Source organism: Ochrobactrum soli (assembly GCF_003664555.1).
Lineage (GTDB): Bacteria > Pseudomonadota > Alphaproteobacteria > Rhizobiales > Rhizobiaceae > Brucella > Brucella teleogrylli.
The window spans coordinates 430,582-443,834 of sequence record NZ_RCHH01000003.1 but is presented as its reverse complement, the minus strand read 5'-3'; the positions used below and the strand labels follow the sequence as shown (position 1 = coordinate 443,834).

Here is a 13,253-nt window from a genome sequence, read left to right as displayed (position 1 = left end):
AAAAGCCCCGCAAACGCGGGGCTTTTTCATAATCTGCTCGTTGTAAACCCGTTGCTTCGCCCCCCTCATCCTGAGGAGGGGCCCTGAGCTTGCGAAGGGAACCGTCTCGAAGGGCTGAGGGGAGATGTGCGTTTTTCCCTCAGCCCTTCGATCCTTCGACAAGCTCAGGGTGATGCGCTGTTTTCAACAGCTCCTCAGGATGAGGGAAAAGAGCAGCGCAGCAACGTCCATAAACCACGACGTTGTAAGGTCGATGATTATTGAAAGGCCTTTTCCACCGCAGGCATCAGATCATCCCGCACCGACTCCGGCGTGAACGGGCCGACATGCTTGTAAATGATCTTGCCATCGGGGCCGACGAGGAAGGTTTCCGGCACGCCGTAGACGCCCCATTCGATGGCTGACCGACCGGCACGGTCGGCACCGACAGCGGCAAAGGGATTGCCGAGATCGCCCAGAAAGCGGCGGGCGTTTTCGGGCTGGTCCTTGTAGTTAAGGCCCACCAGACGGATGCGGCTGTCCCTGGCGATTTCCATCAGGAGCGGATGCTCCTGACGGCAGGGAACGCACCACGATCCCCAGACATTCACCAGTGTCAGCTTGCCCCCCGGACCCGTTTTGAAATCTTCGCTGTTGAGGCCCGGCACCGGAACGCCATCGCGCATCAGGCCTTCGACCGCCGGGAGATTGGTTTGCGGCGCTTGCTTGCCGATCAAAGCAGATGGAATAGCGGAACTGTCCTTGCCGGACAAAAGCTGCACGGCAAAGACGGCTGCAAGCCCCACAAACACCAGCAATGGAAGCAGCGCTACCCATGTGGCGCGCTTTTTCGGCGCGGCGTGCTTTTGCGTCGTTTCCGTCATTGAACCGGCGCCTTTGATGAGCGGCGGCGCACGCCCTGCGCCTCAAGCCGCTTTAGTTCGTTTTTCTGGATACGCTGATCGATAAATATCCAGCCAACGGTCAGGATAAGCGCCGCGATGGTGATGCCATAAGCGGCCATGACGAAGCCGAGATGATTGCTCATACCGCGCCCTCCTCCTGCATTTGTTTGCCGCGTTTGCGATCAGCGTTGCGGGCGGCCAGTTTCTTCATCGAAGCCACGCGGCGACGCCAGATTTCGTTGCGCATCGCCATCATATGCAGCGCAAGGAACAGCAGCGTGAAGCCAATCGCCATCACGAACAATGGTCGCAACATGGAGCCATCGATGGTCGGCCCGCCTATGCGGAAAACAGAAGCTGGCTGGTGCAGCGTGTTCCACCAGTCGACCGAGAATTTGATGATCGGGATGTTGATGAAGCCCACCAGCGTCAGCACCGCCACCGGCTTGGCACTCTTGGCCGGATCGGCGAAGGCGCGCGATAGCGCGATGATACCGAGATACATCAGGAACAGCACGAAAACCGAGGTCAGGCGTGCATCCCACACCCACCACGTGCCCCACATGGGCTTACCCCAGAGCGAACCCGTGGCAAGCGCCAAAGCCGTGAACACCGCGCCCAGTGGCGCTGCGGCCCGGATCGAGACATCAGCCAGCGGATGCCGCCAGACCAGTGTGCCGAGAGCCGACACTGCCATGATCGAGTAACACATCATGGAAAGCCATGCGAAAGGCACATGGATATACATGATGCGGACTGTGAGGCCCTGCTGGTAATCGTCCGGCGACAGGAAAACCATACCGAGACCGGCGGCAAGGAACAGAACGGCAAGCCCCGCCAGCCACGGCAAAACCTTGCCCGCAAAAGCGAGGAAGCGTGTGGGATTGGCCATATCGAGCCAGCTTGCGGTTTTCACGGCGTCTTTCGTCATGACCTATACTTAACCTCCCCCCTTATGCCGTTCAATTGACCGCGCTCAACTGCGTCAATCGGTCGAGCATGATCCGATTCCGATCGTAGCGGGATCAGAAAACAGTCCAGTGGACTGTTTTCCCCGCGAAGGCGGTTCCCACTTTTCGGGATCATGCTCAATCCGCCGAATTCTTCAGCGCCGCGCTCGCGGCCAGCGGCCCCAGCACAGCGAAAAACAGCGTCAGTGCGGCAAGCACCAGAAATGGAGCCAGAAAGGGGGCGTTGTCTACCGTCGCTCCGTAAGAAGCAGATACACCAAAAATGAGAACCGGAATGGTGAGCGGCAGCACGATGACCGAAACAAGCAGTCCGCCGCGCGGCAGCGCCACCGCCAGCGCCGCACCCACCGCACCGACAAAGGCGATGGCGGGTGTGCCGACCAGAAGCGTCAGGGTTGTGGCACCGATTGCCGCCGCATCCATATTCATGAACAGGCCGAGCATGGGCGAGGCGATTACCAGCGGCAAGACACTCGCCGTCCAATGGGCGACGCATTTGACCAGAACCGTGAGCGCCAGCATGTGACGGTCGGAGCCGATCAGCAGCAGATCGAGCGAGCCATCGTCACGGTCGGCCTGAAAGAGCCGGTCGAGGCCGAGCAGCGTCGCCAGCAAGGCGCCGATCCACAGCATGGCCGGACCGATCCGCGCCAGCAGATTGAGGTCCGGGCCGACGCCGAATGGCATCACCGAAATAACAGCGAGAAAGAACAATATGCCGACCAGCGCACCGCCGCCCGCGCGAAAGCTCAGGCGCATGTCGCGAAGGAACAGCGCCAGCATCAAAACGCCTCATGCGAGAATCTGGCCATATCGAGCGTGTTCGCGCCTTCCAGCCCCAGCGGAATATGCGTGGCGGCAATGATCATGCCGCCCTGTTGCAGATGGTCGCGCATCAGCACGGCAAAACGGGTTTCCGACGCCTTGTCGAGACCGGCGGTCGGCTCATCGACAATCCATAGCGGGCGATGGCTGACCAGAAGCTTGGCTATGGAGACGCGGCGCTTTTGCCCGGTGGAGAGATAGCCGAAAGGCAGATGTTCGACGCCGGGCAGGTTGACAGCTTCCAGCGCGTCATCAATGTCGAGCGCTCCCGCGCCGTTAAAACGCTGCCAGAACAAAAGATTTTCGCGCACGCTCAAGGCCGGTTTCATCGCATTTTGATGGCCGAGATAATGACAGGCCGCCTGCACGGGCAGCGATGCGCCGTCCTCGATCAGTGCGATCCGGCCTTCTTCCGGCGCGAGCAGACCGCAGATGATTCGCAGCAAGGTGGATTTGCCGGACCCGTTCGGGCCGGTCACAACCAGCGCCTCCCCGCCATCGAGCGTGAAAGAAAGGTTGGAGAAGATCGTCTCGCCACCCCGTTCGCCACCCAGATTTTCGGCCTCAAGCCGCATTTTCTCTCCTCAAAAACCAACCGTCTCCCAGAGTTTCGGGAACGAACGGAAGGATCGCAACATTTCGCCGCAAGGCAGCGAATTCACGAAATTCAGTCTGGAATCGTTTTAGAAAACTCTCTATATGAGGGCTACCACGCCAGCGGTCGGCGTGGAAACCATTTTTGGCCGATCTCAAACACCTGGCGCCCGTGAGGACCCAGGCTTCGGGACGGACAGCGGAAATGACTGCACCCGCACCTTGGCGCGTCCTTGAAACGCTAGCCTAGGCGTTCGTCCTGGTTTTCCGGCCAGTAGCATAAGGACGAACGCAGTGTCACACATTGACAGCTTCAAATGTCGCAAAACCCTCACCGTCGGCGGTAAAGACTATGTCTATTACAGCCTGACCGAAGCCGAAAAGAACGGCCTCGAAGGCGTTTCCAAGCTTCCTTTCTCCATGAAGGTTCTTCTTGAGAACCTGCTTCGCTTCGAGGACGACCGCTCCGTCAAGAAGTCGGATATTGAAGCTGTCGCCAAGTGGCTGGCCGACCGCGGCAAAGCCGGTGCAGAAATCGCCTACCGCCCGGCCCGCGTTCTCATGCAGGATTTCACCGGCGTTCCAGCTGTTGTCGACCTTGCAGCCATGCGCGACGGCCTCAAGGCGCTCGGCGGCGACCCGGAAAAGATCAACCCGCTCGTGCCCGTCGATCTGGTCATCGATCACTCGGTCATCGTTGACGAATTCGGCAATCCAAGCGCATTCAAGGCCAATGTGGACCTCGAATATCAGCGCAATGGCGAACGCTACCGCTTCCTGAAGTGGGGTCAGCAGGCGTTCCAGAACTTCCGCGTTGTTCCTCCAGGCACCGGCATCTGCCATCAGGTGAACCTCGAATATCTGGCCCAGGCAGTCTGGACCAAGGAAGAAGACGGCGAAACCGTCGCTTATCCCGACACCTGCGTCGGCACCGACAGCCACACCACCATGGTCAACGGCCTTGGCGTTCTGGGCTGGGGCGTGGGCGGCATCGAAGCTGAAGCTGCCATGCTCGGCCAGCCGGTTTCCATGCTTCTGCCGGAAGTCGTCGGCTTCCGCCTGACCGGCAAGGTCAAGGAAGGCGTCACCGCGACCGACCTCGTGCTCACCGTCACGCAGATGCTGCGCAAGAAGGGCGTTGTCGGCAAGTTCGTCGAATTCTTCGGCGAAGGCCTCGAAAACATGACGCTGGCCGACCGTGCGACCATCGCAAACATGGGGCCGGAATATGGCGCAACCTGCGGCTTCTTCCCGGTTGACAGCGAAACGCTGAACTACATGAACACCACTGGTCGCGATGAACATCGCATCGAGCTGGTTGAAGCATACTGCCGTGCGCAGGGCATGTGGCGCGACAAGGGCGCAGCCGATCCGGTCTTCACCGACGTTCTCGAACTCGACATGGGCGACGTTGTTCCCTCGATGGCCGGTCCGAAGCGTCCTGAAGGCCGCATTCCGCTGGAAAACATCGGCTCCGGTTTCGCGACCTCGCTCGAAAACGAATACAAGAAGACCACCGGCCAGACCACGCGCTATGCCGTCGAAGGCGAAGATTTCGACCTCGGCCATGGCGATGTGGTGATTGCCGCTATCACGTCCTGCACCAACACCTCGAACCCGAGCGTGTTGATCGCTGCCGGTCTTCTGGCCCGCAACGCCGTCGCCAAGGGCCTCAAGACCAAGCCTTGGGTCAAGACCTCGCTCGCGCCCGGCTCTCAGGTCGTTGCCGCCTATCTCGAATCCGCCGGTCTCCAGAAGGATCTCGATGCGCTCGGCTTCAACCTCGTCGGCTTCGGCTGCACGACCTGCATCGGCAATTCCGGTCCGCTGCCGGCACCGATCTCCAAGACCATCAACGAAAAGGGCCTGATCGCGGCTGCCGTTCTGTCCGGCAACCGTAACTTCGAAGGCCGCGTTTCGCCGGATGTACAGGCAAACTACCTTGCTTCGCCACCGCTTGTCGTCGCTCATGCTCTTGCCGGTACGGTCACCAAGGACCTGACCAAGGAGCCGCTTGGCGAAGACCAGAACGGCAACCCGGTATACCTCCGCGACATCTGGCCTTCCTCTCAGGAAATCCAGGACTTCATCGCCAAGAACGTCACCCGCAAAATCTTCTCGGAGAAATATGCGGACGTGTTCAAGGGCGACGAAAACTGGCAGGCCGTTCAGGTTCCTGCGGGCCAGACCTATGCATGGGACGACAACTCGACCTATGTGCAGAACCCGCCTTACTTCGTCGGCATGGGCAAGTCGGCTGGCACGATCGGCGACGTGAAGGGTGCTCGTATTCTTGGCCTCTTCGGCGACAAGATCACGACTGACCACATTTCGCCTGCCGGTTCGATCAAGGCGCAGTCGCCTGCCGGTAAATACCTCATCGACCATGGCGTTGGCGTTGCCGACTTCAACCAGTACGGCACGCGTCGCGGCAACCATGAAGTGATGATGCGCGGCACCTTCGCCAACATCCGTATCCGCAACCACATGCTGGGCGAAAACGGACGTGAAGGCGGCTACACCATCCACTACCCGTCGAAGGAAGAAACCTCGATCTATGATGCTGCCATGCAGTACAAGGCCGAGGGCGTGCCGCTCGTCGTCTTCGCAGGCGTCGAATATGGCAATGGTTCTTCGCGTGACTGGGCTGCCAAGGGCACCAACCTGCTTGGCGTGAAGGCCGTGATTGCGCAGTCTTTCGAGCGTATCCACCGTTCCAACCTCGTCGGCATGGGCATTGTGCCTTTCGTCTTCGAGGAAGGCACGAGCTGGCAGACGCTGGGCCTCAAGGGCGACGAAATCGTCACCATCGAAGGTCTGGCCGATGTGCGTCCGCGTCAGAAGGTCGAAGCTTCCATCACCTATGCCGACGGCTCGGTGAAGAAGGTTCCGCTCATCTGCCGCATCGATACGCTGGACGAGCTCGACTACATGAAGAACGGCGGCATTCTGCAGACCGTTCTGCGCGATCTCGCTGCTTAATCAGCGCCCGACTGAAACAAAAAGGCCGCCGGAGCAATCCGGCGGCCTTTTCGTTTCTGACGCAAATAGAGCACACTCGCCGCTGAATCTCACCGCAACGTGAATTCCCATTGATCGGCGTAATTCCTACATAATAGATGTCATCGTCAATTAATGCAGGATCATACAAAGTGACCGTTCAGCCCTCATTCTATGGAACAGCCACATGGCTGACCGGCGATTCCCTGCCGGGCTGGCGCAATGTCTGCGCCGTTCTGGGGCTGGCTTTCACCGGTTGCGTTTCCATGCAGGGTTCTGCATCGGCTGAAGCAGCGCCCAAGAAAACCGCGGTGGTAGAGCTTTTCACCAGTCAGGGCTGCAAGTCCTGCCCGAAGGCGGACGATAATTTTGCCAAGTTCGCCGATGACCCCAGCGTGCTGGCGCTGTCGTTCCACGTCAATTACTGGGATTATATGGGGTGGCGCGACACGCTTGCCACTCAGGATAATACCGACCGCCAGAATGCTTACCGTAACTCCTTCAACGCGCGCATGATCTATACGCCGCAGGCCATCATCAATGGTCAGGCGGAGGTCAATGGGCGCGATGCGGGCGCCATCAAGGCACAGGTCGCCGCCGACAAGCTGACAGTGCCGGTTGCGATCAACCGGCTCGACGATGGTCGCCTGTCCATCGAGATCGGGGCTGGCGAAAAGCCAAAGTCGCCGGTGCATGTCGTTCTGTTCTATTTCCGCGATGCGGTCACCATCCCAATCACCGAAGGCGAGAATGCCGGTCAGGATATCACCTACCGAAACACGGTGAGCGAGATCAACACGATCGGCATGTGGGATGGCAAGCCGCTGAAAATCGAGCTCCCTGCTTCTGAATTGAAGCGTAAGGATGTTTCCGGTTGCGCGGTCATTCTTCAGGAAACCCGGGACGACAACTCGCTCGGGCGCATTCATGGCGCAGCCATGTTCAAGCAGAAAGCGCCGGTCGGCTTCTGATCGCAGGCATTCGGCCGCAAGCCATTATCCATTCGGCATCGGGCCGGATGGTGTGAGGTTAGCTGTCATATTGCGGGAATATCTGGTGTTGCGGCTCGGTCGGACGAAAAAGTTGGTTCGGCTCGGGCAGTCCTTTGGGCGGGGGGCTTGGGGTCGGACATACCCGAACCGAACCGTCTCAGGCAACACGTAGATGCTGAAGCCATAATCAGGCTGGAATGCGAAGCTGACAAGGCGAAAATGTGTTCAACGATCACCATTGCCGACAGACTTTCGTTTTTCGTGAACAGCTAATGCACAGCGGCCCGCGTGCAAAATCCAGCGTTTTATGAGGGAAATCCCGTTCATTTGAACGGTGCCGCGCCTTCCCGCACTTGAATTTGTTTCACAAAAGCATCACCCTCCTGTCATGCGTTTCAAACGCACCTGCCGCTTCGCCACCCACAGGGCTGAAAGGAAGGACATGGATATTTCAAGCGCAGAGGATTCATCATCCTCGTCCAACGCGTCCGCGTCGCCAAAGGTCGTCTCTCTCGACCGCGCAAGGCCGGTTCCCACCGCCATCAGTTTCGACCGGCATGAACTTGGCAAGATCCTGAACATCTATGGCCGCATGGTCGCCGCCGGTGCCTGGCGCGACTACGCTATCGACCATCTGAGCGACCGGGCGGTCTTTTCCATCTTCCGACGCGCCAGCGAGGTTCCGCTGTTCCGGATCGAGAAAAATCCCAAGCTCGCGCAAAAGCAAGGCGCTTACGCGGTCATCGCTGCAAGCGGACTGATCATGAAGCGCGGCCATGAACTGGACCGCGTGCTGCGCGTTTTCGACAAGAGCCTGAAACTCGTCGAGGCCTGATTAGCCTTCGGTTCCTCAATCCTTCGATCCTTCGAGACGCCGTTTTCAACGGCTCCTCAGGATGAGGGGAGCGTAGTCTGCAACGCCCTCCCCTGAGCTTGTCGAAGGGCGAGCTTGTCGAAGGGTGAGCCTGTCGAAGGGGCACTGACCCGCCATTTGATTTATGAAAGCGGCGGTGCTCCCGGCTCCAGCGTGCGCCCGCCATTGAGCGGCAGCTGCATCAGCACCGTATCCAGCCAGCGCCCATGCTTGAAGCCGGAGCCCTCAATTCGTCCGCAATGCACGAAACCCATGCTTTCATGCAGCCGCACCGAGCCGATATTGTTCTCGCCATCACCGATGACAGCCAAAAGCTGCCGGAAGCCGAGCTGGGCGGCCCGTTCGATCAGTTCGCGCAGGAGAAGCTTGCCCACGCCCTTCTTCTTGGCCTCGGGCGCGATATAGATCGAATCCTCCGCAAGCCAGCGATAGGCCGGTCTGGTGCGGAAATAGCTGGCATAGGCATAGCCCAGAACCACACCATCCTCTTCCGCGATCAGAATAGGGAAACCCTGCGCGACGAAGCCCTCAAAGCGCTGGCGCAGGTCTTCGCGCGACGGCGGCTCGACCTCGTAGGAACCGGAGCCGTTCAACACGGCTTCGGTATAGATTGCAGTGATGGCATCGATGTCGGTGGGGTGAAAATCGCGGACGATGGGCATGAGGCAGAACCGGAGAAATGATTTTACACATTTCCAGAATGCATCAGGAAGCGACCGGACAAAAGCAAAAAGGGCGGCGTTTCCGCTGCCCTTTTCATTCAGAACCTGATCCAGCGACTATTCACGGTTGCCCATGAACTGCAGCAGGAAGGTGAACATATTGATGAAGTCGAGATAGAGACGCAGCGCGCCCATCACGATCTTGCGGCCCTGCGTATCCGATGCATCGCCTTCGTAATACATTTCCTTGATCGACTGGGTGTCGTAGGCGGTGAGGCCTGCGAAGATCAGAACGCCGATCACCGAGATTGCGAATTGCAGCGCGGTGGAGCCGAGGAAGATGTTGACGACCGAAGCCAGGATCAGGCCGAACAGGCCCATGATCAGGAACGAGCCCATAGCGGACAGGTCACGCTTGGTCGTGTAGCCGTAGAGCGACAGCGCACCGAAGGACGCAGCCGTCACGAAGAAGGTGCGAACGACGCTCTGGCCCGTGAAGACCAGGAAGATCGACGACAGCGACAGGCCGACGAGAGCTGCATAGCCCCAGAAGACGGCGTTAGCGGTCGAGACCGAAAGACGTTCGATGCGGAAGCTCAGGAAGAACACTGCCGCCAGCGGCGCAAGCATCACCACCCAGCGCAGCGGCGAAGTGTAGAGCGCGACGCCAAGGCCCGTGAGCATCTTGCCATTGGCAAGCTGCGCGACGGCTGCGGACGGGTCCGTCGTCGTTGCGAGTGCCGCAACGGCGAATGCAGCAAGGCCGGTAACGGCCAAACCGATAGCCATCATGTTGTAGACGCCCAGCATATAGCTGCGCAAACCCTGATCGATGCCTGCATCGGCGCGAGCGCCGCCTACCGGCCTCTGCTGCGCCTGAATATTGCGAAAGTCAGCCATGACTTAAATCCTCTTGCCATGTCCCGTCCGGTGTCGGGGCGCTCATTCCGGCGAGCCGCCGCCAGGCGCCGCTGGCGGGACTCCAGCATGCCTGCCTGACATTATGGGGATTATGGCCCTCACGTACAAGTACCGCCTGTAAAAAAACGCGAGGGCAGGTTTGAAAAATCGGGCTGCATTCTCCATAGGTTCCAATAGCTTAGGCTTTGCGCCCTCTCCGCATTACAAATAACTCATATTGTTCTGAGAACCTGCGCAGGCTTCTGTCCCAGCACACGCCATGTCCCGGCCAGCCCGAAACCGACGGTCAGCACCAGCGCAACCACCACGGTCATCAGCGCCACATCGGGCAGGAATTGCGCTTTAAGCTTCATGATCTCCACCACGACATACCAGCCCGCCACACTGCCAGCGGCAAGTGCGAAAAGCGCTGTTGCAAGGCCGAGCAGCATATATTCCATGATATAGGCTGCAATCAGCGTGCCGCGTGTGGCGCCCAATGTCTTCAGGACGACAGCGTCGTGCACCCGGGCGCGGTTGCCCGCAGCCAGCGCCCCGCCCAGCACCAGAACCGATGCAGCAAGCGCAATGGAAGCCGCCGCGCGAATGGCTGTCGCCAGCTGACCGATCAGATCATTGGCGACGTTAAGCGCGTCCGTCACGCTAACCGTCGTGACGGCGGGCCAGGTTTTGGTGACCTGCCGCAGTACATCGGGCGCGAGGTTTTTCTTGCCGTCCGGAATGGTCAGCGTCGCAAGCCATGTCGCCGGCGCACCGGCGAAGGTGTTGGGCGAGAACACCATGACGAAATTCATCGCCAGTGTTTCCCATTGCACCTGCCGGAAACTCGCGATCTTTGCGGTGATGTTGCGGCCCAGCACATTGACCGTCACCGTGTCGCCAAGCTTCAGGCCCAGTTCCTTGCCTTCCCGTTCAGCGAAGGAGACAAGTGGCTCACCGCTATAATCGGCGGGCCACCATTCGCCCTCACTCAGCGTCGAATTCTCCGGCACCTTGTCGGCAAAGGTTATGCCGCGATCGCCACGCAGCACCCAGGCGGCTTCCGGCGGGATGGTCATATCGCGCACATTGGTGCCATTGAAAGCCACAATACGCCCGCGCAGCATCGGACCAGAGGTGAGCTTGCCGTCCGGCACGATGCCGCTTACCAGCTTGGTGAAATCGCCAATGTCGCGGTTCTGGATATCCACGAAAAAGAAATCCGGCGCTTGTGCCGGGATATTCTCGGTCACCTGACGGCGCAGATTGCCGTCGATCAGCGCAATCGCCACCATCAGCGTGAGGCCGAGGCCGAGCGAAAGCACCACCGAAGGGGTAAGCGCGCCGGGGCGGTGAATATTGCCGACCGCAAGTCGAAGTGCGGTCGAGCGCACACGCGGCGCACGGCGGGCAAGCCAGCGTATGCCATCGGCCACAAGCCGCAACACGCCGAAAGCGGCAATGGCCGAGACGATGAAGATCGCCGCGATCCGCCGATCATAGGCGACATAGAGCGCCAATCCGGCCAGAGCCGCAATCAGCAGAACCGCAAGACCGAGATATAGCAGGGGCGGCAGGCCGCGCTGCTCAAAGCCCTGCTCGCGGAACAGCGCAGTCGCGGGAATATTGCGAGCGCGCCCAAGCGGAATGATCGCAAAGGCAAGCGTGGTGATGAGGCCGAAGACTGCCGCAAGCGCCAGCGCGCCGGGGAAGAAGCCGCCGCCACCGGCGACCGGCAGATAATTGGCGAGCGCCAGTGCGGCGGCAAAAGGGATGATTGCCGCCAGAATGAGCCCAAGCACGATGCCGATCAGGCCGATCACCATGATCTGCACGAGATAGACCAGAACCGCAAAGCGTGCAGGGGCGCCGAGCGATTTGAAAGTCGCGATCACGCCGCGCTTGCCGTCGAGATAGGCGCGCACCGCATTGGCGACACCAACGCCACCGACGATCAGCGCGGTCAGGCCGACCAGCGTCAGAAACTGGGAGAAGCGTTCGATATTGGCGCTCAGCGCCGGTGCAGCATTGGCGCGGGATCGGATATTCCATCCGGCATCCGGGAAATCGGCGGCGGCCTGCCGCCGCACCTCGGCAATCGCCGAGTCAGGTGCTCCGTTGGGCAGTGCGACCTTGTAGATATGATCGACAAGGCTGCCGGGTTGAATCAGACCAGACGCGCGCAGACCATCGAGCGAAACGAGAAACCGCGGTGCAAAATTGAAGCCGGACGACAAGAGGTCCGGTTCGCTTTCGATCACAGCGCGCAGTTCAAAGGTTTGCGAGCCAAGCAGCACCTTTGCGCCAAGCGAAAGTCCCATGCGGTTGAGGAAATCCTGACTGACGGCAGCGCCGTAAATATCGCCTTTGATGGCCGTCATATCGGCCAGCGACTGCTCCGGTGCGGCCTTCAGCGTGCCATAAAGCGGATAGGCGGCATCGACCGCCTTCACCTCGACCAGCGACTGGTCGGAACCATCGGGCATACGGGCCATGGAGCGCATTGTCGCGCTTTCGGCCATTCTGCCCTGTTTTCCGATGAAGGCGCGTTCTTCCGCTGTTGCTTCGCGCTGATTGAGTGCAAAGCTGACATCGCCGCCCAAAATGCTCTGGCCTTCCGATGCAATGCCGGTGCTGACCGACCGCGCCACGGAATTGACGCCGCCAATGGCCGCCACGCCAAGCGCGATACAGGCCAGAAAAATATAGAAACCGGCAAGCCCGCCGCGCATTTCGCGCAGCGCAAAACGGAGAGCGAGAGAAAAAGATTTCATTCGGCTCATGCGTCCGCCGCCAGTTTCTCAAGCACCGCACCGGCCTTTTCAGCGGTTTCTTCGATGCGACCGGACCGGACGGGAATTTCGCGGTCGCAGCGCGCCGCCAGCGACGGATCATGCGTGACCAGCACCATGGTCAGCCCGTTTTCGCGTTGCTTGGCGAAGAGAAGATCGGCAATTTGACGCCCCGTTGTGGTGTCGAGATTGCCGGTCGGTTCATCGGCAATCAGAATTTTCGGCGATGGCGCGAGGGCGCGGGCAATCGCCACGCGCTGCTGCTCGCCGCCGGAAAGTTCGGACGGATAATGCGTCAGACGTTCGCCAAGCCCAACCGCTTTCAACTCGCGCTCCGCGACTTCGAATGCATCGCGGCGGCCAGCCAGTTCCAGCGGAACCGCCACATTTTCCAGCGCCGTCATATTGGGAATCAAGTGAAACGACTGGAAGACGATGCCTATATTGGCGCCACGAAAAGCGGCGGCCTGATCCTCGCTCATCTGGCTGATCGTCTCGCCCGCGATTTTCACAGTTCCGTTATCAACATGCTCCAGCCCAGCCAGAACCATGAGAAGTGTGGATTTGCCCGAGCCGGATGGACCGACGATACCAACCGACTGGCCTTGCGCAATATGGAGAGAGACACCCTTCAGCACATGCACCGACGAGGCGGCATGGCCAAGTGTCAGATGAACGTTCTCAAGTTCGATAATCGGGCCAACAGCCTGTTCCGTCACGCGGTTTTCTTCCTATATGTATGTGTAGAACCGAAAAGCG

General features: G+C 59.6%; 12 protein-coding genes. 3 read left to right on the top strand and 9 right to left on the bottom strand.

The features are described from left to right. Positions 1-257: 257 nt before the first annotated feature. The 5 genes from D8666_RS07535 to ccmA all read right to left on the bottom strand — a co-directional run bounded on the left by D8666_RS07535 (position 258) and on the right by ccmA (position 3,255). Positions 258-863: a DsbE family thiol:disulfide interchange protein gene (locus tag D8666_RS07535; protein ID WP_121537054.1), complete on the bottom strand. Its 606-nt coding sequence runs from the start codon at positions 861-863 to the stop codon at positions 258-260. Further along, entirely contained in the window at positions 860-1,027 is a 168-nt protein-coding gene (gene ccmD, locus D8666_RS07530) for a heme exporter protein CcmD (RefSeq protein ID WP_121537052.1), read from the bottom strand. Before ccmD ends, D8666_RS07535 begins: the two co-directional genes overlap by 4 nt. After that, positions 1,024-1,815: a heme ABC transporter permease gene (locus tag D8666_RS07525; protein WP_121537050.1), complete on the bottom strand. Its 792-nt coding sequence runs from the start codon at positions 1,813-1,815 to the stop codon at positions 1,024-1,026. Before D8666_RS07525 ends, ccmD begins: the two co-directional genes overlap by 4 nt. 157 nt (positions 1,816-1,972) lie before the next feature. Beyond that, a complete protein-coding gene (ccmB, locus tag D8666_RS07520; RefSeq protein WP_121537048.1) occupies positions 1,973-2,638 on the bottom strand; it encodes a heme exporter protein CcmB in 666 nt (221 codons plus the stop codon). Next, positions 2,638-3,255: a heme ABC exporter ATP-binding protein CcmA gene (gene ccmA, locus D8666_RS07515; protein ID WP_121537046.1), complete on the bottom strand. Its 618-nt coding sequence runs from the start codon at positions 3,253-3,255 to the stop codon at positions 2,638-2,640. The genes ccmB and ccmA overlap by 1 nt, the downstream gene beginning before the upstream one ends. 313 nt (positions 3,256-3,568) lie before the next feature. Here ccmA and acnA point away from each other — a divergent pair, with 313 nt between their 5' ends. The 3 genes from acnA to D8666_RS07495 all read left to right on the top strand — a co-directional run bounded on the left by acnA (position 3,569) and on the right by D8666_RS07495 (position 8,101). Continuing rightward, entirely contained in the window at positions 3,569-6,256 is a 2,688-nt protein-coding gene (gene acnA / locus D8666_RS07505) for an aconitate hydratase AcnA (RefSeq protein WP_121537044.1), read from the top strand. Between the two features lie 254 nt (positions 6,257-6,510). Continuing rightward, the gene (locus D8666_RS07500) at positions 6,511-7,245 is read left to right on the top strand and encodes a DUF1223 domain-containing protein (protein ID WP_109370140.1); all 735 of its coding nucleotides are present in this window, start codon (positions 6,511-6,513) and stop codon (positions 7,243-7,245) included. Positions 7,246-7,708: 463 nt separating this feature from the next. Continuing rightward, positions 7,709-8,101, top strand: coding sequence for a DUF2794 domain-containing protein (locus D8666_RS07495; protein ID WP_109368131.1), 393 nt, complete (start codon positions 7,709-7,711; stop codon positions 8,099-8,101). A gap of 161 nt (positions 8,102-8,262) precedes the next feature. On the opposite strand, the gene D8666_RS07490 is transcribed toward D8666_RS07495, so the two are convergent. From D8666_RS07490 to D8666_RS07475, 4 genes are all read right to left on the bottom strand, one after another. Beyond that, on the bottom strand, positions 8,263-8,802 hold the full coding sequence (locus tag D8666_RS07490) for a GNAT family N-acetyltransferase (RefSeq protein ID WP_109368130.1): 540 nt from the start codon (positions 8,800-8,802) through the stop codon (positions 8,263-8,265). 117 nt (positions 8,803-8,919) lie between these two features. Next, positions 8,920-9,702, bottom strand: coding sequence for a Bax inhibitor-1/YccA family protein (locus D8666_RS07485; protein ID WP_109368129.1), 783 nt, complete (start codon positions 9,700-9,702; stop codon positions 8,920-8,922). Positions 9,703-9,935: 233 nt separating this feature from the next. Beyond that, positions 9,936-12,485 carry an ABC transporter permease gene (locus tag D8666_RS07480; protein WP_109368128.1) on the bottom strand — a complete coding sequence of 850 codons (2,550 nt, stop codon included), beginning with the start codon at positions 12,483-12,485 and terminating at the stop codon, positions 9,936-9,938. Continuing rightward, the gene (locus D8666_RS07475; RefSeq protein ID WP_109368127.1) at positions 12,482-13,213 is read right to left on the bottom strand and encodes an ABC transporter ATP-binding protein; all 732 of its coding nucleotides are present in this window, start codon (positions 13,211-13,213) and stop codon (positions 12,482-12,484) included. The genes D8666_RS07480 and D8666_RS07475 overlap by 4 nt, the downstream gene beginning before the upstream one ends. Positions 13,214-13,253 lie beyond the last annotated feature (40 nt).

What these genes read in the sequence shown, in the direction of transcription:
- ccmD (WP_121537052.1), bottom strand. Translation starts at nt 1,027, where the DNA reads ATGAGCAATCATCTCGGCTTCGTCATGGCCGCTTATGGCATCACCATC.
- D8666_RS07485 (WP_109368129.1), bottom strand. Translation starts at nt 9,702, where the DNA reads ATGGCTGACTTTCGCAATATTCAGGCGCAGCAGAGGCCGGTAGGCGGC.
- D8666_RS07535 (WP_121537054.1), bottom strand. Translation starts at nt 863, where the DNA reads ATGACGGAAACGACGCAAAAGCACGCCGCGCCGAAAAAGCGCGCCACA.
- ccmB (WP_121537048.1), bottom strand. Translation starts at nt 2,638, where the DNA reads ATGCTGGCGCTGTTCCTTCGCGACATGCGCCTGAGCTTTCGCGCGGGC.
- ccmA (WP_121537046.1), bottom strand. Translation starts at nt 3,255, where the DNA reads ATGCGGCTTGAGGCCGAAAATCTGGGTGGCGAACGGGGTGGCGAGACG.
- D8666_RS07525 (WP_121537050.1), bottom strand. Translation starts at nt 1,815, where the DNA reads ATGACGAAAGACGCCGTGAAAACCGCAAGCTGGCTCGATATGGCCAAT.
- D8666_RS07495 (WP_109368131.1), top strand. Translation starts at nt 7,709, where the DNA reads ATGGATATTTCAAGCGCAGAGGATTCATCATCCTCGTCCAACGCGTCC.
- D8666_RS07480 (WP_109368128.1), bottom strand. Translation starts at nt 12,485, where the DNA reads ATGAGCCGAATGAAATCTTTTTCTCTCGCTCTCCGTTTTGCGCTGCGC.
- D8666_RS07490 (WP_109368130.1), bottom strand. Translation starts at nt 8,802, where the DNA reads ATGCCCATCGTCCGCGATTTTCACCCCACCGACATCGATGCCATCACT.